The following is a 20,634-nucleotide window of genomic DNA, read 5'->3' as shown; positions in this document are numbered from 1 at the left end:
ATGACGTTTGAAGAGAAGCTAGAACAATTTGCTGAGCTTGCAGTAAGAGTGGGCGCAAATATACAAAAGGGTCAAACCATGTTAATCAATACAACAACAGAGACAGTTGAATTTACAAGATTAGTGGCAAAAAAAGCGTATGAAGCAGGGGCTGCACGCGTAACGGTTAATTTTTCAGATGATGTGATTGACCGCGCTTTTTACGACAATGCACCAGCTGATGAATTTGCTAAATTTCCACGCTGGATCAGTGAACAACGAGATGAGTTGATTGAGCGTGGGGGTGCTCTTTTGTGGATTGATGCACAAGATCCGGATAACCTTACAGGGGTGCCAGTTGAAAAACTATCCGCACAGCAAAAAGCATCAGGCAAAGCACTTGAAAACTATCGCGATGCAGTGATGAACGACAAGATTGCGTGGTCTATTATTGCTGTACCATCGAAGAAATGGGCTGCAAAAGTATTCTCTGATTTAAAAGAAGAAGAGCAGCTGCCAGCATTATGGGAAGCGATCTTCAAAACGGTTCATATTGGTGAAGGAAATGCTGTAGACAACTGGGAACAACATTTGAAAAACCTAGATGCGAGAGCAGATCTTTTAAACGCAAAACGTTATCAAAAGCTGCATTATAAAGCGCCTGGCACTGATTTAACAATTGAATTGCCAGATAAGCATATTTGGTGCACAGGTGCGAGCCATACACCTGCTGGTTCCTCGTTTGTAGCAAATATGCCAACAGAAGAAGTGTACACAATGCCATCAAAATACGGGGTGAACGGCTTTGTATCGAATACAAAACCGCTTGTTTTCCAAGGTAATGTTATCGATCAATTTAAGCTGACATTCGAAGGTGGAAAGATTGTAAAAGCTGAAGCAGAGGTTGGTCATGATTTGCTGCAAGAATTAGTCAAAGCGGATGAAGGTTCTAAGTACCTTGGCGAAGTTGCTCTTGTACCACATGAGTCGCCTATCTCTGCATCAAATATTCTGTACTATAATACGCTTTTCGATGAAAATGCCTCTAACCACCTGGCGATTGGTGAAGCTTATCCGACATGCTATGAAGGTGGAAGCAGCCTGACAAAAGAGGAGCTCGAAGAAAAAGGTATTAATACATCAATTACTCATGAAGACTTCATGATTGGTAGCGGAGAAATGGATATCGACGGCGTTCTAGCAGATGGCACAGTTGAGCCTATTTTCCGCAATGGCAGCTGGGCATTTTAAGTAGTCATGCTTAGGTGTTGCTATACCTTTTAATCTCAACATAAAGTTCATATAAAAAAACGCCGTATTCCACAGGGAATACGGCGTTTTTAGTGATTATTTTTTCATTGCTTTTTTATCATGTCTTGCATCAATCACTTTTAAGATGATTGGATAAACAACTGGTGCGATTTTGATTACAGTTTTTATTACTTTTCGTAATTGCATATAGTAGCACTCCATTCATTGATGAGCTTGTGTATATTTAACTAATAGCCATATTATCAGTATTTTAAACTTTGAGTACTTTAATTCCTTGTACAATATTCCAAATGAACACGCCTAGCGAAAGGATAGCTTCTACAACAATAAAGATGAGCCATGCTCCCATAATCCACATACCATCATTGGACGATGCATCTGGGCTCCCTGTTTCAAATGAATAACTGTAAAAACCGGCTCCAGCCACCACAGCCATAAATATAATGACGCCAATAATGGTAGGGACCAGAAGAAGAAGGTGAGAGAGTAAAGCGCGCTTAGCGTGCCTTTTCACTTCTTGTTCCTTTACAGCAAAATACACGATGACGGGCAAGATAAATCCAGCAAAAAATATACTAAAATAACACAAAGAAGAGATTACACGGTTATTATTGTTTTCCAATTCCAATTTTGACACCTCCATATATCTATACATACGCACAGGGCTCACTGAAAGATTCAGAAAGATGAAAATTACCATGGCAATTTAAAATCAAATCAAGTACAATAAATGTGTTCAATTAAATACTGATGTATCGACCACGAGGGGAGCCGCAAATGGGCGGCTGAGAGTGAATCCGAAATTCTAACCCTTTGAACCTGTAAGTTAATGCTTGCGTAGGAATGTGGATAGAGACCGACTTATTTCGATGTTAGGGCTATCCTAATGTCGGTTTTTATTTGGGTGGAAATCTTCTGGAATACTTGTTTACGGGAATACGCTTTAGGCAAGAGTGGGCTGCATCGAAATACGGGAGGAAGTATATTGAATAAAAAACGTTTATTAATGATGATTGAAATCGCCATATTTGCAGCGATCGGATTTGTACTGGATAAGCTGTCCTTTAGTCTATGGCCACAGGGCGGTTCTATTAGCCTTGTAATGGTTCCGATTGTACTGATGGCATTTCGTTGGGGGACAATGGCTGGACTCGTTACAGGGCTATTAATTGGCGGATTGCAAGTGTTAATAGGGGGCGCCTATGTGTTAACGCCTTTGCAAGGCTTCATCGATTATTTCTTTGCATTTACTGCTGTAGGCTTAGCTGGTGTGATGCGAGGAATGATGATTGCTGCCAACCGACGTGGCCAAACAGGCAAAATGATCGTTGCTATAACAATCGGAACATTTATTGGCGGATTATTAAAATATGCAGCACATACTTTGGCAGGAGTCGTGTTCTTTGCTGAATATGCAGGGAAGCAAAATGTATATTGGTACTCTATTGTGTACAACGGCTCTTATATGATTCCTGCTATTATTTTAACGATTATTGTCGTTGCGCTGCTCTTTAAATCTGCGCCACGAATAGCTAATCCGAATAATTAACTGCTAATTAAATTAAGAATTCGACATGGTATTAGCAATACAAGAACAAACGCTCAGATACATTCTGAGCGTTTTTTTTTATTAGGTTATTTTCCTAAAGAAAATCCTTCAAATAATCTTCCACCAAATGGTTGCAGGACTTGATCAGTCAGGCATACAATCTTACCAATATCATTTGATTTATAATATGCGTCGAATGCTTCAACAAATTCGTTTGCAAGTTTTTGGTCATGATGAACTAATGAACGAAAAACCCATTTTGATGTCCCAATCCATTTGCCATTACTTCGAAGGATGAACTCACTAACTAATTCGCTGAGTGTGCTCGCAATAAAAATGCCTTCAGCTCTATTTTGACAACCGATTAAATCGTCTAACACATCCGTAACAAAATATCGCTTTATATCTATTGTTTCTTTTGTCCAATCTTCTGGCCCTTGTTCTATTAAGTCTTTGGCTTCCTTTCTAATAGCCGATAATACTCCTGTATCTTTTATAATTTTGCCCTCACTTACCATCCTTGGCATTGTAGGCCTTCCTTCTTTACAGTCACTTACAAAAAAGAAACGATAAGACTTCAAATTATGAACAAACAGTTCAATATTCCATCCAAATTCAATAAGGGATTCTCGATAAGAAAATCGAAAACTTTTGTCAAATATGATGATGTCTAAATCAGAAGTTTCAGTTGCCTGACCTCGAACAACACTCCCAGCTAAGATAGCTCCCTGACAATCATGAAAATGTTTTTCAACAAACTGTAAGGCTGCTTCTATTGGATCAAGTCTATTTTTCATATAATTTCCACCCTTCTTCTTTTAAGGTATCTTCTTCGGCAGAAGCTAAAAGTTTATAAGATTTGATTACCTGAAAATTCTATAACAATTTTATCGTATTTATTCCAATCTTCTTTAATATAGTCTGCTAATATGCGAATCGTAACGGAGCTCAATTCGTTTTTTTAGTTTCATGACTGGGTATGGATTGTAATAAATCTACATACTAATAATTGATTGCGGGGTGAATCTGTTGGAGATGCTTTTATTAATTATTATTATCAATATAGTGTATATGACACTGGTAACATTGCGGATGATTCTTGTGATAAAAGGATATCGAATTGTAGCATCACTGATGTCTGTGGCTGAGGTCTTTATCTATTTGATGGGGTTGAAGATTGTGCTGGATAACTTAGACCGTCCGCTCAATATATTAGCTTATTGCGTAGGGTGGGGATTAGGCGTTTATTCTGGTGGTCTCATTGAAAGCAAACTCGCTCTTGGTTATATGATCTTTGACGTGATTGTTGACAGAGAACAGCAGGGGTTGGTTAGCAAATTGAGGGATGAGGGCTTTGGCGTCACAGCCTGGATTGGTAATGGTAAAGATGGTGAACGTCTCTGTTTGAAAGTGATTGCCAAGAGAAAAGAGGAAAGGTATTTCCGAGATTGCATTACGAAAATAGCGCCATCTGCTTTTGTTGTTTCCTATGAACCGAATATTTTGAACGGCGGCTTTTTCTTAAAGCGCAAGCACTTATTTTTATAGAAACGCATATGTTAATTTAGGAAAGTACAATTAATTTACCTCGCATTTTCAAATTCTAAGAAGCTGTTTGGTTAGCAGGTTATGAGGGGGAATGGAGAAACCTCCAATGAGCCGGGTTTCACTTCATCACAGAATTTTGTGGTATAGTTAAATAGCGAGATTAATCAGAAGGGATCGTTTTACATGATTGCAAAAACGCAAGAAGAAATAGATGCTTTGATGAAAGCTGGCCGTGCTATGGCTGAAATTCGTGAGGCTTTAAAAGAAGCGGCTAAGCCAGGCGTAACGACTAAAGAATTGGATGATTTGGCTGGAAAGCTATTTGACGAGAAAGGTGCGGTTTCTGGACCGAAAGCAGAGTATGATTTTCCAGGATACACATGCTTAAGTGTCAATGAACAAGTAGCACACGGCATCCCGAACAATTATAAATTAAAAGCTGGCGACTTGATTAACATTGATGTGTCTGGACATGTGGATGGTTATTATGCAGATACCGGCATTTCGTTCATCGTAGGAGATGTGGATAATGCAGATATCCAAAAAATCTGTGATGTAGCATCAAGTGCATTCGACCGTGCTATGACGAAAGTTAAAGCAGGTTCTAAACTAAACCAAATCGGCAAAGCAGTAGAGCGTGAGGCGCGTGATCACGGCTTAAACGTCATCATGAATCTGACAGGACATGGAATTGGGCGCTCTCTTCATGAAGAGCCACAACATGTTCTTAACTATTTTGATGCTTGGGAACGTACAATGTTGAAAGAAGGTATGGTTTTAGCTGTAGAACCATTTATCTCACAAAAAGCGGAGCATATTGTTGAAGCAGGTGATGGCTGGACATTTGTAACGCCAGACAAATCTCTTGTTGCTCAGCTTGAACATACCATTATTGTCACTAATGGAGAGCCTATTATTACAACAAAGTTAGATTAAAAAACAAAGCCCATCTGATTATTCAGAGGGCTTTGTTTTTTTTTATTAGTAAAATTCCAACAAGCAGGACGCCGCTTAAAAATAAAGCAGCAGTCGAAACGAGCAATTCATCAAAGCCGTTCTTAAATGCTATACCGATAAATGTCCAAATATATACGAGAGGAAAAACATAGTCGTCATGGTGATATCGCAAATGAAGTGCTGCTGCTGTGCCAACAGTAAGTGCGATAACTGTCCATAAAGGATCGCTTAAACTTAAGAAATTCCAGTGATTATGTGTAAATAGAAATGCAATATTCATAAATGCAATGATACTTTCCCAAGCTAGGAATAAAGAAATAGGAATTCGCCCACTCCAAGTATTTTGCCAATTAGGATATGTAAAATATAGCCCAATTAACGACAAAACCATCAACAATATGGCAATAATAGACCATGTGAAATATTCATAATGCCACAAGTAAAGCCATAAAATATTAAATAGAGCACTGAAAGAAAATAAGGCTGTTTGCACTCCCGTTATGTTCTGCTGTGCCTGCCGTTTTTTCCATTGCAGGTAAACCCACAAACCTAAAATAATATAAATAAAGATTTTAATTACAGAAACATATCCAGCAGGGCTAAAAAGGACGGTATAGCGGTTGGAGATTTCACTTGTTGTATAACCGTTCAATGGCATCAAATTTGCCATAATGCTAAAAACGGTCATTGCGATAAAGCTAAGCGAAATGATGAGTAGCCTGCCCATTAAAATCTCCCCCTTTAACATAAACTGTAGAATAACAATATGCCCAAAACTAATATTTTTACAAATGATAGAAGTGAGCTGTAATAATAACAAAAAACCACTATCTTTAAGTATACATTCGTTTTGCTTTAACAACAAATATCATTTTCGTGAAATTTCCAGTAAAATAAAAAAGAGAGCATTCGGAAATTTTAGGAAAGGATACATATTTAGAGAAAATGCGCAGTATTTCTTATTATGGGGTACATAACTCATATAAGTTGCGAAAAAGATTCTAACACAATAGAGATTTTTAAAAGAGGGTGAGAAGTAACATGATCGTTATAGAAGGGCAACGATGTTTTCTACGGGTATTAATGGAGTCAGATGTCACGCCATTTACGAATATGGTTGCGCGCAATATGCGTTATTGGTCAGTACATGAACCACTACATCCGCCTGAATATTATACTGAAAAGGTTCAATTAAAAAAAATACAAGAATCAATTCAGCAAATGCGTCTAAACCGTGAGTATAGCTTTGGCATATTTGATATACAAACAAAGGAAATGGTAGGGCATATTTCTTTGTATTCGATAAAGCGTATGCCATTTTCAAGCGCATTTGTGGGTTATTCAATGGATGAATCCCATACAGGCAGAGGAATTGTGACGGAAGCTCTTTCGCTTGTTGTCAAATTTGCCTTTAATGATTTATGCCTGCATCGCTTAGAAGCTTATGTTTCTCCTAAAAATATAGCTTCAGTCCGTGTACTTGAAAAAGCAAAATTTAACCGAGAAGGATTACTCCGGAGTCTTCTATATATTAATGGGAAATGGGAAGATCATTATTTATATTCTTATTTAGAGGAAGATTATTGAAAGGGCAAGGCCCGATGGAGGAAATGGTCGAATAATGCCCGCAAATTACTGAGGGGATTGTAAGAAAATGTCGTGCTATTTCCCGGGGAATAAGTCGAATGATAAGAGAAAACACATGGCAGCTTCGATAATAAGCATGCCATGTGTTTTTGTGTAAATTATTTCTTAAGAAAATGAATGGTATCAATCGATCTACCTGTGCCGACAGCAACAGATTCAAGCGGTTCTGGCGCAAGATGAACAGGTACATCCAATTCATTTGAAAGCCATTCTGTCATACCTTTTAACAGTGATACACCGCCAGTCAATATCACACCTTGATCTACAATATCACCCGATAGTTCTGGAGGGCAGCATTCAAGGGTCCTACTAATTAATTCTAATATCGCTAAAAGGTTCTCTTTTAAACAATTTTGTATATCATAAGAATTCACAGAGATAATCTTAGGTAAACCAGTAACGATATCGCGTCCTCTGATTTCCATGGTTTCGACAGGATGGTCAATCAGCGCGTAACCAATTTCCTGTTTTACTTTTTCAGCAGTAGGCTCGCCAATCAGGACGTTGAATTCCTTGCGTGCATATTGAATAATTTCTTCATTCATATGGTCGCCGCCAAGTTTCAATGTGTTAGAGGTTACAATTCCGCCGAATGATATAATACCGACTTCTGTTGTACCGCCACCAATATCTACAATAACGCTCGCAATCGGATCGCTTACAGGAAGATCAGCACCTATAGCAGCTGCCACAGATTCTTCAATTAAAAATACTTCCTTAGCGCCACATTGTCTTACCGCATCTTGAATCGCCAGTCTTTCAACGGATGTTGCTCCTGCGGGAGTACAAACCACAACGTTTGGTTTGCGTAGAGAAGAGCCCATTACTTTTGCAGCCTTTTCCATCATTGACTTGATTAAAGCAGTAGTCATATCAAAGTCAGCGATCACACCGTCTTTTAGAGGACGAACTGCCTGAATAGCTATCGGCGTTTTGCCGACCATTTCTTTTGCTTCAGTTCCTGTCGCTATCACTTGGTTTGTGTTCACATTATAAGCGACGACAGAAGGTTCATTTATGATAATTCCTTTATTTTTTGTATATATTAATGTATTGGCAGTGCCCAAATCGATTCCAATAGTTGTTGGCGAAAACATGCGTACAATTCCTCCTCGAATAACCTTAGGTTCTATAAGTATATGATATTTTTAGAGGGTTCAGCATGTTATATTATGGTATGTAACAATCATTACAGAGGTAGATGGATAGAAGGTTGATAAATAAACCCACTAAATGGTAGTTTAGGGGAATAAAAGATACAAATAAAAGTGAAATTGTGATGAAAATGTTAATAGATTGTGAAATAAAAAGAGCAGCCTGCTAGATTACAGGCTGCTCCTTTTTATTAGAACTTAGTTTCTGGTTTTGGATCGATAATATGAGAAGTTGAAGAATTAAGCCCATCACGCAAAAAGTGAACAAGAATAGCGCCAGTGCCCATAATTGCGAAGAATACGCCTAATACAGTAACCATAAAAGTTGCCATTATCATAGCCCTCCATGTATTAAATAATTTTATTCCGCATTAGCGGAAAGTAAACCCCGATATGAAAGTAAGTGCAAACGGGAAGTTTAGGTGGGGTTTATTGCCCGTACTGCCCGATTGGTAAAACTAACAATTAGTAGGAAATAACCTACTAATTGTAGTTTCACTTTATATAAACAGTATACATGATTTTTTCTTGAATTATAAGGTTAAAACAGGTTTCTATAAGATTAATAGAACACTATTATTATACCACTTTTACGTGAAAATAAATTGGTTATTTATGGGGAGCTTAGAATGCCCAGTTTCCATTGCGGAAAACAGCTTCCGAATGTCCATCTTCTGTAATGCCTTCAATATCCATATCTTTGGAGCCAACCATAAAATCAACATGCATAATGCTTTGGTTTATACCGTGTTTTTCGAGTTCTGCAGCAGTCATTGTTGTGCCATTTTCAATACAGAATGCATATGCGCTACCGATTGCCAGATGATTAGAAGCATTTTCGTCGAATAGCGTATTATAGAAAAGTAAGCCAGAGTTGGAGATTGGCGAATCATGCGGGACAAGAGCTACTTCACCTAGATAATGTGAACCCTCATCTGTTTCAACTAGATTTTTTAAGACATCTTCGCCTTCTTCTGCTTTTACATCCACAATTCTTCCATTTTCAAATGTTAAGGTAAAGTGATCGATGATTGTGCCTGCGTAGCTAAGTGGCTTTGTGCATGTGATGTAGCCATTAACACCATCTTTATGAGGCGCAGTGAACACTTCCTCTGTCGGAATATTAGCCATGAAAGGTTTTCCATTTTGATTTTTGCTTCCGCCACCACTCCACACATGTCCCTTCGGCAATTCGATCGTTAAATCTGTACCCGGGGCAGTGTAGTGTAGTTTTTGATATTTTTTACCGTTTAGATGTTTTACTTTTTCATGTAATACTTCATCATGAGCTTCCCAAGCTTCAAGCGGATTGTCTAAGTCAGCGCGGACTGTTTTAAAGATAGCCTCCCATAGGGCTGGTACTTGTTTATCTTCCGCTAGATCAGGAAAGACCTTTGCTGCCCATTCTTTAGAAGGTGTACCTATAATGTTCCAACTGATTTTATTAGATTGGGAAGCTTGGCGGAAGTGCTGCAATGCTTGACCCGCTGCCTTTTGTTGAAGTGCGATTTTTTTAGGGTCAACACCTTTTAAAAGATCAGGGCTTTGTGATTTGATAGTCATAAATGCTGCACCATGGTCTGCTAACCAGTTTTTCTCTTCTGCTTGCCAAGGGGCAAAGAAACCAAAAGCATCTTCTGATGCCATGTCATAATGCATGCGTGTAAGCAAATCATCTGAATAGTGGACAAAGACTTCTTTTGCTTCTGCTTCGTAAGCCTTCTTCACAACTAATCGAACAAACTCAGCTTGGTCAATTGATGCTTGGATAAACAGATATTGGCTCGGTTGAAGGTTCACCCCCACCTTTACTGCCAATTCGGCATAACTATCTAACTTCTCTTGAAACGTTTTCATGAAAGATCTCCTCCAAAATTGTTCATTTACAAATTAGTGGGATAGAAAGCATCCCTAGATACTTCTATGCCAATATAGTTTGAAGATGAACTTTAAATTCTATGATAATTTTATCAATTTAAAATAGTTTTGCAAATACTCGCATCATAATTGTAGCGAACATTATTTGTCTACAAATATTTTATAATTCACGAAGTTTTTGGATTTTAGGCAAATATTCTAGTTTGTTCACGGTAGAATATTAACATTAGAGAGAAGTAACCGAAATAATAACAAGAATGACACTTTGGAGGTACAGAAATGGATTTATCATCAATTGTTGGTCTTATTATGGGGGTCGTTGCCCTAATCGTTGGGATGTACTTTAAAGGTGTAACACCCGATGCCTTAATGAATCCAGCAGCTATATTCATAATTATTTTAGGGACAATGGCAACCGTAACAATTGCCTTCCCAATGAGTGAATTAAAAAGATTGCCAAAACTTTTTAAAATATTGTTTACCGAACAAAAGTTAGGTAAAGACACGGACATTATTAAATTATTTGCAGAATGGGCAGACCTGGCAAGAAGAGAAGGCTTGCTTGCGCTGGAAGGAAAAGTGGCAGAAATCGATGATCCTTTCCTTAAGAACGGTCTGTCGCTCGCAATTGATGGACAAAATGCTGATTATATCCGCGATGTCTTATCAGAAGAAGTAGAGGCTATGGAAGAACGCCATAGTGCTGGAGCTGGGATGTTCACACAAGCAGGTACATACGCTCCTACTTTAGGGGTTTTAGGGGCGGTTGTCGGTTTGGTTGCCGCACTAAAAGATATGAATGATATTGAAAAACTAGGCCATGCGATCTCGGCTGCGTTTATTGCAACATTACTCGGGATTTTTACAGGGTATGTTCTTTGGCATCCATTCGCCAACAAGCTTAAACGAAAATCGAGCAATGAAGTACGTCAAAAAATGCTAATGATTGAAGGGATTCTTTCCGTATTAGAGGGAGAGGCGCCGCGTGTCATTGAACAAAAGCTTGCTTCTTACTTAACAAAAGAAGACCGCAAAAAAATATTGGGCGAAAGCGGGGCGAGCGGCCTTGGCGAAGAGAGCTAAAAAGCATAAAAAAGAGCATGAGGAAATTCCAGAAGCATGGCTGCTTCCTTATTCAGATTTATTAACTTTATTACTGGCATTGTTTATCGTACTTTTTGCTTCGAGTACAGTAGATAATCAAAAGCTGCATGAGCTTTCTTCTGTATTTAATGCAGTATTTGATGGGGGAAAGGGCGTTATGGACTATCCTTCTGATACAATGCCGAACGATCCGAAGAGCGATGAGACGAGCAAAAATTCAGCATACCTGGAAGACCAAAAATCTTTATCCAAGATTAAAGGTAATGTTGATGATTTTATAGCGGTCAATGAACTAGAAAAACAATTTGAAACCAAGTTAACTGACGAAGGACTTCTGGTGACGATACGAGACAGCGTATTATTTGATCCAGGGAAAGCGGTAGTTAAAAGCGAGTATGAGAAAACAGCGAGGGAATTATCTAAGCTTCTTGTATTTGATCCAAAACGGAGTGTTGTAATTACAGGTTATACGGATAATGTGCCGATGCATACGGCCGAGTTTTCATCGAACTGGGAACTCAGTGTAATGCGTGCTGTAAACTTTTTGAAGCTAATCGTAGATCAAAACCCTAAATTAGATTCTTCTTTCTTTAGTGCAAAAGGATATGGAGAAAATAATCCAATCGCGTCTAATAATTCTGATGAGGGGCGTTCTAAAAACCGACGGGTTGAAGTTCTCATCCAACCTTTAGTGAAAAAAGATGGCTCTTCAACAAATCCTACAATCAATAAAGGTGCTTCCGTTAATGAATCGAAAACTGGAGAATAGAAAAATGGCTTAAGCTGATTCAAAAGTAAAATAATAAAAAGAAACCGAACCAATGTGAAATTAAATTTAATTTCACATATAGTTCGGTTTTTTCATTAGCCTATTTTTAGTCACGCAATGAGCCAAGTTCTGCTACAATTGCTTGCATTTCGCTAGGGCTAAAAGCATCGCGCTTCATCACCATATCATATAAGTAAACCAAATCTTCATAATGGTTGGTGCTGAAATGTTCGGGCTTCATCGCATCTGCATTGACCATGCGAAGCTTTTCTTTTATGGCCTCAATCATGAAAGTTACATTTTCTGTTGTCGGTTCTGTAAGATTCAAAGGGATTCCTCCTGCTTTTGATAGATGTATACTATAGTATCATTCCACTTATAGCCTATGATTGTCAATTCCTTTTACGATTGGGCCAGCATTTTATACTAGTATGTTGATATCCTCAGCTCGCTTTTTTAGAATCAGGCATATCCATCTGTTTTGCTAGAGCTTTTTCTTCTTTTAGTTTATTTTGAATCCGCTTCGTTTCATAAACTACAATGCCAGAAAGGCCTAATAAGCCGATCAGGTTAGGAATAGCCATTAATCCGTTTGCGATATCTGAGAATGTCCAAATAAGGTCCAATGCAACGGTAGAGCCGACGAATACGAAAGCAACAAATATCACGCGGTAAATATATATAGCTGTTTGACCCTTGAAGAGATATTGTAAACATTTTTCTCCATAATAAGCCCAACCTAAAATTGTAGATGAGGCAAAGAAAATAAGACCAATCGCTACAACATAAGGACCCCAGCCACCCAAGAAGTGACTGAATGCTGCTGTTGTCAGTTCATTTGCTTGCAAACCTTTATTTGTATAAACACCAGACATGACAATTGTGATCCCTGTAATTGAACAAATAAGGAATGTATCTAAAAACACTTGCGTCATTGAAACCAAAGCTTGTCGTCCCGGCAGATCCGTTTTAGCAGCAGCAGCTGCGATTGGTGCAGAACCAAGACCTGCTTCATTCGAGAATACCCCACGTGCAACACCATAACGGATAGCTGCACCAACAGCTCCGCCAAGAGCAGCTTCGCCTGTAAAGGCCATTTTAATAATTGTAAGGAAAGCAGCAGGTATTTCGGTAATATTCATAATCATAATAATAAGGCCTGCTGCAAGATAAAAGACCGCCATAATAGGTACAAAAATAGCTGTTACATTTCCGATAGATTTAATGCCGCCCAAAATGACAAGCGCGACAAAGGCAGTTAGAATGAGGCCAGTGACCCAAGTAGGTACACTAAATGTAGCATTAACAACGCCTGCAACTGAATTAGATTGTGTTCCATTCCCAATGCCAAAAGAAGCTAGTACGCCAAAACAGGCAAACAAAACAGCCAGCCATTTTTGTTTTAGGCCGTGTTCCAAATAATACATCGGACCGCCAGCCATTTGCCCTTTCGCATCTTTTACACGATAGCGAACAGCTAGTATAGCCTCACTATACTTAGTCGCCATGCCGAAGAAAGCCGACACCCACATCCAAAAGACAGCCCCTGGTCCACCTAAAATAACGGCTGTTGCTACACCAACAATGTTTCCGGTTCCAACTGTAGCAGCAAGAGCTGTTGTAAGTGCTTGGAACTGGGAGATATCACCATCTGCCGTTTTGTCATGTTTTTTCGAGAATACTAATCTCAAAGCTTGTGGAAGAAGTCTGATTTGCAAAAAGCTGATTCGAAGTGTGAGAAAAATGCCTGTGCCAACAATTAAGACAATAAGCGGTATTCCCCAAAGCATTGATGAAAAATCCCCTAAGACCTCGTTCAGCTTTGCTAAAAAATTGGTCATTCCATTACCCCCTTTTTGAATTTAAATTTCTATAGTTAAGAAATTCCATAAAACAACAATTAAAAATCCCTTTAAATAGGTAAGGAGTTTTTTAACGAGCAAACTGTTTTACATATAAATCAGTAGGGTATAATAGGCATATAACATTGTAAAAGTATGGAGGAGGATTATTATGTCAAATAAATTAGTTACAGGATTAGCATTAGGAGCAGTAGCAGGTGCAGCACTTAGTATGGCAGACCGCAATACGCGTCAAACAACAAAAAAAGTACTAAAACGCTATTGGGTAGACATGCAATATTTTGCAAATAACCGAGATGAATTAATGAATAGCATCCAAGCAAGAACAGGAAAAGTTAAATCTCTATACAACACATTTATGAAAGACAAAGACTTCTATATGAAAAAAGTAGAAGAAATCCAAGAACTTACACCGAAAGTTAAAAACATCGTGATGGAAACGAAAGATACATTTACATCTAATATCAAAGATGTAAAACAACAATTACCTTCAACCAATGCCGAATCAAATGAATCTGTTATTCATCTATAAGTTGAAGAAGATAAAGGGGCGGGATTATGGAGAAGGGACACGAATTTGGTCTTTCAGCAGATTCCGAGACAACCAAAACACGTAAAGGCGACGCTGCTGAATACATCGATAAAGATACATTTGTACAATTAGAAAACGAAGAAAACCTGGATAAAAAAGAAAAGAAGAAGAAAAAGAAAGAGCGTCACTTTGATATTACAACAAATAAGGGTTTTATCATGGGGCTTATCGAGAAAGTGAAGAAAGAAGACATCGGGGGATTTGGAGCGCAATTAGCCTATTTCTTTTTACTCTCCCTATTCCCGATGCTGCTTTTTATCGTGACATTGCTGCCGTATCTTCATTTATCCGTTAGCCAAGTATATACACTTTTAGAAGAAGTTATGCCTGACCAAATCTATTCTCTTACGTCTGATACACTTTCTGAAGTTTTAAAGAATCGTCATGGCGGCTTATTGTCGGTCGGTATTCTAGGTACGTTATGGTCAGCATCTAATGGTGTAAATGCGCTAAATAAATCATTGAATCGCTCTTATGACCAAGAAGAGACGCGGCCATTTCTTAAAGTAAGGCTTTACTCGTTAATATTCACGATTCTATTAATCGGGTTAGTTGTAGTGGCACTTGTATTGCCTGTATTCGGTGAGCAAATTGGTAAACTATTATTCTCTGCATTTGGATTAGAGAATGGTTTCCTCGCCGTTTGGAACAAGTTCCGCTATATTTTGCCTCCCGTTGTTATATTTATCGTCCTCACGCTTATGTATTGGTTGATGCCAAACATGAAGTTGGATTTAAAAAGCGTATGGGTTGGCGCCTTGTTCTCTACATTGGCTTGGTTAATCGTTTCATATGGTTTTTCTTTCTATATCAACAACTTCTCAAATTATTCCGCTACTTACGGAAGTATCGGTGGTATTATCATTCTCATGCTTTGGCTATACATCACTGGCATTATCCTGATGGTTGGCGGGCAAGTGAATGCCCTTGTACAAAAGAGAAGAGAAATACAGGAATCAAAAAGTCATAGAACAGCTTAATGAAAAAGCGGCAGGTCATTCTAAATTGAATGATCTGCCGCTTTTTAAATTTTTTATTTTAACATGCTTCTACGGGCAGTAAGACGTCTATTTCTAAACCTAGAGTGTAACGAAGAAGTTTAAATGGGGGATAACTGCCCATAAAATCCTGATTGGATCACTCCCCATCAGTAGGGAAGAGAAAAACCCTACTGAGTCAAGTTTACTTTATTTTCTTTAGTAGGCGTAAGCCGTTTAAGATAACCAGGATGGTGCTACCCTCATGTCCGACAACTCCAAGAGGCAGATCGACTGCCTGCATGAAATTCGAGATAATTAATAGGGCAATAACAGCGATGGAGAAGAACATATTTTGTTTTACAATTCTTTGCATTTTTCGTGAAAGCTTCACTGCATAAGCAATCTTGGTCAAGTCATTCTTCATAAGGACCACATCGGCTGTTTCTAGCGCTACATCTGTACCTTCGCCCATAGCGATACCAGATGTAGCAGTTGCTAGGGCGGGGGCATCATTAATGCCATCTCCCACCATGGCAACATGGTGATAGGAGCCCATCAATTCTTTGATATGATTTACTTTTGTCTCAGGCAAGCACTCGGCAATATATGAATCTACTGCCGCTTCCTTTGCAATAGCTTTTGCCGTTACTTCATTATCACCTGTTAGCATGACAGTCTGGATTCCCATACTTTTTAAAAGAGAGATGGCATGCTTTGCTTCCGGGCGAACGGTATCCTTCATGGCAGCAAGTGCTAGGATTCTAGTATCATCTGAAAGAAAGATCACAGTTTTACCTTGTTCGGCTAGCTCTAGTGCAATATTATTTTCAAATTCCCGAGCCAATTGTTCTCCAACAAAATCTGCTTTTCCGACTTTATAGGCTTTTCCTGCAACAATTCCTTTCAAGCCGAAGCCAGGCAAATCTTCAATTTGTGCTTGTGGATAGTTTGTAAGCTCATTGGCTACAGCGTATTTTGTAATAGCCTGCGCAAGAGGGTGGTTAGACTTCGCTTCAATTCCGGCAAGAAGCGAAAGTAAAGCCTTCCCATCTTCGCCTTTGGCTGCAACGAAGTCAGTTACAATAGGTTTACCTTGCGTAAGTGTGCCAGTTTTATCAAAGGCAATTGCTTTTAAAACACTTAAATGTTCAATATGGAGTCCGCCTTTAAATAGAATCCCATTTTTTGCGCCGTTTGAAATGGCGGATAGAGTAGCGGGCATAATGGACGCTACGAGCGCACATGGTGAAGCGACTACAAGTAGAACCATTGCACGGTAGAAGGTAGTTTGAAAACTCCAATCAAGTAAAAAGTGCGGAATAAACATCATCAAAGCTACTGCTAGAAGCACACATTTCACATAGGTACCTTCAAATCGTTCAATGAATTGCTGCGAAGGTGATTTTTCGCTTTGTGCTGATTGAACGAGGTCAATTATTTTTTGAAATAATGACTCCATATTCGATTTTGTCATCTTCATTGTAATAGCACCTGAGAGGTTTACAGTACCAGCAAATACATCTGTCTCAATGCCTTTAGAGACTGGAATGGATTCGCCAGTAATGGCTGCTTCATCGAGAGTCGTCATCCCATCAATGATTACACCATCTGCAGGGACACGTTCACCTGGTTTAACAAGTAAATGGTCGCCGACTTGTAGAGTGGAAATTCCAACTCTTTCAATCTCGCCATTATCTTTTACAAGCCATGCTTCTTCAGGCTGCAAATCCATCAATGCTGAGATTTCTTTATGGCTTTTGTTCATGGCATAGGTTTCTAATGCACCGCTCACTGCGAAGATAAAGATGAGGATGGCGCCTTCTGTCCAATAGCCAATGATTGCTGATCCAATAGCTGCTAATATCATTAGAAATTCTACATTTAACTCTTTGTTTGCAATCGTTTCTTCTACGCCTTCTTTTGCTTTCGCAAAGCCGCCTACAATAAATGCGATCACATAGAAAACGATAGAAGCTGCCGTATGCCCATCTTTTCCTAGTAACCAAGCAATTAATATGAACAAACCTGAGAAAATAGCTGCTATCAGTTCAGCATGTTCTTTTATTTTCTCAATTAGATGAGTATTATTCTCTTTTGTAATTTCCAACATTCATCCCTCCTGATAATGAAAATCAATATCAAAACCTTTATTAAAGGTGATTATTCAACCTTTAGTAATTAATTAATAGTAATTACTTATTTATAATGATTATAACATAAGGGTACAAAGAGAGGAAGAGTATTAATTCAAAAATAAAATGATTAACTAGTTATTTTTTGTATTGCGTTTTACTGAGGTTGGTCCAGAACTAAAGCAGCTTCTTTCAAAGGTAAAAAAGGTGAATCTCATTTAGTATGGTGTGTATAGAGGACGGCGACTCCTCCGGGAATAGCTTGAGCTGAAAGCCCCGCAGAAACGTAGGGACGAGGAGATTGAAGCCAAGCTTGCGGGTGCGCAGTCTTGAACGGAACACAAGAAAGTCTTTATTATAAGAATGAATTTGAAAGAGAATTAATAAATAGAACTAATTTGAAATAACATTTTTGACCGAGTCTCTTACCCAGCTACTACTTTCACAGTGTATGCAAGGGCAGAAGAAGCGGGAAACAAAAAGGGTATTAAGCAATTGTTGCTTAATACCCTTTTTTATACTATTTTATTCTATTTAAAAACGGGCTCTGCATGTGCCGCCAGTTTTTCTAATGAAGATTTTTGGACATCAGCATGCAATGAGTTGCCGTGCGAATCCATTGTTACAACTGCTGTGAAATCTTCTACATTTAAATGCCACATGGCTTCTGGAATCCCAAATTCCATTAAATCAACACCATCGACGGACTTGATACAGTCAGCATAATACTGTGCTGCTCCGCCAATTGCGTTTAAATAAACACCACCGTGTTCTTTAAGCGCCTGTAATGTTTTTGGACCCATGCCGCCTTTACCCATAACAGCACGAATGCCGAATTTTTTCATAATGTCGCCTTGGTATGGTTCTTCGCGAATAGATGTAGTAGGACCAGCTGCTTTTACAACCCAGCGATCGTCTTCATCCTTTGCCATAACAGGGCCACAGTGGTAAATGATCTGACCATTTAAATCAACCGGTGCATCATGTGATATCAAATGATGGTGGATGGCGTCACGGCCTGTGTACATGCGTCCTGTAATTTTAACTACGTCTCCAACTTTAAGTGAACGGATTTGTTCCTCTGTAATTGGTGCGCGCAGCTCAATCACTTCTTTAGATGGTTGATCGTCTTGTGTTGCTGCTGTTTCGTCAAAGGCAATTTTTTCGCCATCTTGATAATGCCAATTTTTGATTTCGCCAGAATTAGCATCAAGATCGATAGCCATACGACGGTATGCCCAACAGTTATATGCAACAGATACAAAGAAGGAAGCAGGGATACGGTGCATCACACCGATTTTACAGCCTAGTAGTGTCGCTTCACCGCCAAATCCCATAGTTCCAATGCCCAATGTATTTGCTTTTTCTAGTATGTAATCTTCCAATTTTGCTAGTTCAGGATTTGGATTTACGTCGTCTACATGGCGGAATAACTGTTCTTTGGCAAGATCATATCCGGAAGAGCGATCGCCTCCAATACCTACTCCGATGAATCCGGCTGCACAGCCTTGTCCTTGTGCTTGATACACTGAGTGTAAAATGCATTTTCGAATGCCTTCTAGGTCGCGGCCAGCACGTCCAAGTCCTTCTAATTCGCATGGAAGGCTATATTGAATATTTTTGTTCTCACAGCCGCCACCTTTTAGAATTAACTTCATCTCAATATAATCTTTTTCCCATTGCTCAAATTTAATAACGGGCACGCCTTCGCCTAAATTATCGCCGCTGTTTTTACCTGTTAGGGAGTCAACTGCATTTGGGCGTAGCTTCGCATCTTTTGTAGCGCGGATAATCGCATTTTTGATGCATTCTTTAATTTCAAGCTGATTAACGCCAACCGGTGTTTTAATTTTAAATGTAGGTAGACCGGTATCCTGGCAGATAGGTGATACTTGATCATCCGCCATAAAAATGTTGTTGGCAATTGTATCTAAGCTCATAGCAGCGCGAGTTCCTGCATTTTCTGCATCTTTCGCTTTTTTAATTGCACGTCTGACATCCTTCGGCAAATTTGTCGATGTTTCAGTTACTAAATCATAGATGCTTTGTTCGAGCACTTCGAGATTCATAGCTTTCAGCTCCCTATAAAATGTTGTCAAGCATGCTTATTATAACCTGCTTAAAATATGAAAAAAAGAGCACAATTATGCGCTCTTTGATTTTTATCCATTCGGGAGTATTTATTTGTTAAATTTCAGGACGGTCTTTAAATTGTTCCATCTTATCTTCTAAATCGTCCATCATTCCAATAAGGCGATCGATATCCTGTAAATCGGCAGTTTCTGGATCAATAGCATCCAATACTTCCATAAAGATTTGAAGGCGTTCTTTTAAGTAAGTTACTTGTTGCCCTTTGTCTGTGATTGACTTGCTCATTGTACCACCTCATTTCGTCCTATCCATCGTATACGAAATGAGATAATAATTCAAATCAAAAACAGAATTAGGAATAAAGTATGATTTAAGTATTTTGTCGATTATGAAAATTTACAAAATTAAAGTTATATGTTATTCTATTTTTAATTTAAAAGAAAGGAGGCCCGATGAGGAATCAGTTTTCCTTCTCAATACTTCTGGAGGGAACATTGGAAGAAGAGCTGGTTGAAATCATCGAGAGATTGGAGGGATTAATGAAAGAAACATATAGCGTTCTTACTGAAAATCCTAATTTTGTGAAGGGAGGGCAGTTCCGTTAGCCAAAGCGCCTGATTGTTGGTGTAAATGTAAATCACAATGAGCCTACTTATAACTAAATGCCTTAGGATAAATCTAAAGAAAGGATGTATACTTTTTAGACAGCAGTGAAAGGCAACGAAGATTATTGAACAAGCGATTCTTCAAGTTTAGCGTGTAGGAAATGTTGTTTACGAGTTTGCGAGATCAAGCTTTATCAATAAAATGAATTAGCTTAAAAAAAGACATGTGAAAAGATGTTGTCATGCAAATGTTGGCTACGGAGTTAAACAGTTCTCAGAATAAGGCTGAAAATTGTTTAAAACCAAGAAAAATATGATATTAACAGATTGAAGGGCCCAGTACACGTATCGTTAAAGTGGACTGGGTCTTTTTGTGTTGTTTTTTAAAAGGAAAAAATAATAGTAAACTAGATTCCCTACTTTCTGTTTAAATGTTACTATTATTTTTAAGCGATGCTAGAGTATTTCAAAGGCACAAAGTACTTATAAGAAAAGTAAGTTGAAAATTCTGTTTC

The 20,634-nt window shown here is 38.6% G+C and carries 21 protein-coding genes and 1 riboswitch; of the genes, 10 read left to right on the top strand and 11 right to left on the bottom strand.

From position 1 onward, the window contains the following. Complete coding sequence (locus F0527_RS12875; RefSeq protein WP_066789769.1) at window positions 1-1,230, top strand: aminopeptidase; 1,230 nt, start codon at window positions 1-3, stop codon at window positions 1,228-1,230. Window positions 1,231-1,501: 271 nt separating this feature from the next. On the opposite strand, the gene F0527_RS12870 is transcribed toward F0527_RS12875, so the two are convergent. Further along, on the bottom strand, window positions 1,502-1,879 hold the full coding sequence (locus F0527_RS12870) for a magnetosome magnetite crystal formation protein family (RefSeq protein WP_066789768.1): 378 nt from the start codon (window positions 1,877-1,879) through the stop codon (window positions 1,502-1,504). 126 nt (window positions 1,880-2,005) lie between these two features. Next, window positions 2,006-2,112, top strand: a riboswitch (TPP riboswitch). Window positions 2,113-2,236: 124 nt separating this feature from the next. Here F0527_RS12870 and thiT point away from each other — a divergent pair. After that, on the top strand, window positions 2,237-2,800 hold the full coding sequence (gene thiT, locus F0527_RS12865; RefSeq protein WP_150285167.1) for an energy-coupled thiamine transporter ThiT: 564 nt from the start codon (window positions 2,237-2,239) through the stop codon (window positions 2,798-2,800). A gap of 86 nt (window positions 2,801-2,886) precedes the next feature. Here the strand turns inward: thiT and F0527_RS12860 are convergent, their stop codons facing one another. Continuing rightward, window positions 2,887-3,597, bottom strand: a complete 711-nt coding sequence (locus F0527_RS12860) for a nucleotidyltransferase domain-containing protein (protein ID WP_150285166.1) — start codon at window positions 3,595-3,597, stop codon at window positions 2,887-2,889. 238 nt (window positions 3,598-3,835) lie between these two features. Here F0527_RS12860 and F0527_RS12855 point away from each other — a divergent pair, with 238 nt between their 5' ends. Then, window positions 3,836-4,348 (top strand): DUF2179 domain-containing protein, encoded by a 513-nt coding sequence (locus F0527_RS12855; protein ID WP_147197348.1) that lies wholly within the window; start codon window positions 3,836-3,838, stop codon window positions 4,346-4,348. 183 nt (window positions 4,349-4,531) lie between these two features. After that, on the top strand, window positions 4,532-5,284 hold the full coding sequence (map, locus tag F0527_RS12850) for a type I methionyl aminopeptidase (RefSeq protein ID WP_066789765.1): 753 nt from the start codon (window positions 4,532-4,534) through the stop codon (window positions 5,282-5,284). Between the two features lie 22 nt (window positions 5,285-5,306). Here map and F0527_RS12845 read toward each other — a convergent pair whose 3' ends face one another. Further along, the gene (locus F0527_RS12845; protein WP_223823604.1) at window positions 5,307-6,032 is read right to left on the bottom strand and encodes a tryptophan-rich sensory protein; all 726 of its coding nucleotides are present in this window, start codon (window positions 6,030-6,032) and stop codon (window positions 5,307-5,309) included. A 314-nt stretch (window positions 6,033-6,346) separates the two neighbouring features. Here F0527_RS12845 and F0527_RS12840 point away from each other — a divergent pair, with 314 nt between their 5' ends. Further along, the gene (locus F0527_RS12840; protein ID WP_147197218.1) at window positions 6,347-6,892 is read left to right on the top strand and encodes a GNAT family N-acetyltransferase; all 546 of its coding nucleotides are present in this window, start codon (window positions 6,347-6,349) and stop codon (window positions 6,890-6,892) included. Window positions 6,893-7,050: 158 nt separating this feature from the next. Here the strand turns inward: F0527_RS12840 and mreBH are convergent, their stop codons facing one another. From mreBH to F0527_RS12830, 3 genes are all read right to left on the bottom strand, one after another. Beyond that, window positions 7,051-8,049, bottom strand: coding sequence for a rod-share determining protein MreBH (gene mreBH, locus F0527_RS12835; protein ID WP_066789759.1), 999 nt, complete (start codon window positions 8,047-8,049; stop codon window positions 7,051-7,053). Window positions 8,050-8,297: 248 nt separating this feature from the next. Then, window positions 8,298-8,438 (bottom strand): hypothetical protein, encoded by a 141-nt coding sequence (locus tag F0527_RS17120; protein WP_158512599.1) that lies wholly within the window; start codon window positions 8,436-8,438, stop codon window positions 8,298-8,300. Window positions 8,439-8,730: 292 nt separating this feature from the next. Further along, the gene (locus F0527_RS12830) at window positions 8,731-9,963 is read right to left on the bottom strand and encodes an aminopeptidase (RefSeq protein ID WP_150285165.1); all 1,233 of its coding nucleotides are present in this window, start codon (window positions 9,961-9,963) and stop codon (window positions 8,731-8,733) included. 300 nt (window positions 9,964-10,263) lie between these two features. On the opposite strand from F0527_RS12830, the gene motA reads away from it, so the two are divergent. After that, complete coding sequence (gene motA, locus F0527_RS12825; protein WP_066789754.1) at window positions 10,264-11,067, top strand: flagellar motor stator protein MotA; 804 nt, start codon at window positions 10,264-10,266, stop codon at window positions 11,065-11,067. Next, complete coding sequence (motB, locus tag F0527_RS12820; RefSeq protein ID WP_150285164.1) at window positions 11,051-11,857, top strand: flagellar motor protein MotB; 807 nt, start codon at window positions 11,051-11,053, stop codon at window positions 11,855-11,857. The genes motA and motB overlap by 17 nt, the downstream gene beginning before the upstream one ends. 106 nt (window positions 11,858-11,963) lie before the next feature. On the opposite strand, the gene F0527_RS12815 is transcribed toward motB, so the two are convergent. Together F0527_RS12815 and F0527_RS12810 are read right to left on the bottom strand one after the other, a co-directional pair. Continuing rightward, on the bottom strand, window positions 11,964-12,185 hold the full coding sequence (locus F0527_RS12815; RefSeq protein WP_066789749.1) for a DUF1128 domain-containing protein: 222 nt from the start codon (window positions 12,183-12,185) through the stop codon (window positions 11,964-11,966). A 115-nt stretch (window positions 12,186-12,300) separates the two neighbouring features. Beyond that, on the bottom strand, window positions 12,301-13,698 hold the full coding sequence (locus tag F0527_RS12810) for an alanine/glycine:cation symporter family protein (RefSeq protein ID WP_147197210.1): 1,398 nt from the start codon (window positions 13,696-13,698) through the stop codon (window positions 12,301-12,303). 172 nt (window positions 13,699-13,870) lie between these two features. On the opposite strand from F0527_RS12810, the gene F0527_RS12805 reads away from it, so the two are divergent. Together F0527_RS12805 and F0527_RS12800 are read left to right on the top strand one after the other, a co-directional pair. Next, complete coding sequence (locus F0527_RS12805; protein ID WP_190323479.1) at window positions 13,871-14,251, top strand: YtxH domain-containing protein; 381 nt, start codon at window positions 13,871-13,873, stop codon at window positions 14,249-14,251. 26 nt (window positions 14,252-14,277) lie between these two features. Further along, on the top strand, window positions 14,278-15,291 hold the full coding sequence (locus tag F0527_RS12800) for a YihY/virulence factor BrkB family protein (protein ID WP_150285163.1): 1,014 nt from the start codon (window positions 14,278-14,280) through the stop codon (window positions 15,289-15,291). A gap of 202 nt (window positions 15,292-15,493) precedes the next feature. On the opposite strand, the gene F0527_RS12795 is transcribed toward F0527_RS12800, so the two are convergent. The 3 genes from F0527_RS12795 to F0527_RS12785 form a co-directional block, all read right to left on the bottom strand. Then, window positions 15,494-17,401 carry a heavy metal translocating P-type ATPase gene (locus tag F0527_RS12795; RefSeq protein ID WP_150285162.1) on the bottom strand — a complete coding sequence of 636 codons (1,908 nt, stop codon included), beginning with the start codon at window positions 17,399-17,401 and terminating at the stop codon, window positions 15,494-15,496. 552 nt (window positions 17,402-17,953) lie between these two features. Beyond that, window positions 17,954-19,492 carry a fumarate hydratase gene (locus F0527_RS12790; RefSeq protein ID WP_150285161.1) on the bottom strand — a complete coding sequence of 513 codons (1,539 nt, stop codon included), beginning with the start codon at window positions 19,490-19,492 and terminating at the stop codon, window positions 17,954-17,956. Between the two features lie 118 nt (window positions 19,493-19,610). Further along, entirely contained in the window at window positions 19,611-19,799 is a 189-nt protein-coding gene (locus tag F0527_RS12785; RefSeq protein WP_150285160.1) for an SE1561 family protein, read from the bottom strand. Window positions 19,800-19,966: 167 nt separating this feature from the next. On the opposite strand from F0527_RS12785, the gene F0527_RS17115 reads away from it, so the two are divergent. Beyond that, a complete protein-coding gene (locus tag F0527_RS17115; protein ID WP_184117574.1) occupies window positions 19,967-20,119 on the top strand; it encodes a hypothetical protein in 153 nt (50 codons plus the stop codon). Window positions 20,120-20,634 lie beyond the last annotated feature (515 nt).

This window comes from Rummeliibacillus sp. TYF-LIM-RU47 (assembly GCF_008638315.1).
Taxonomy (GTDB): domain Bacteria; phylum Bacillota; class Bacilli; order Bacillales_A; family Planococcaceae; genus Rummeliibacillus; species Rummeliibacillus stabekisii.
This window is presented reverse-complemented; position numbering and strand designations above follow the sequence as displayed.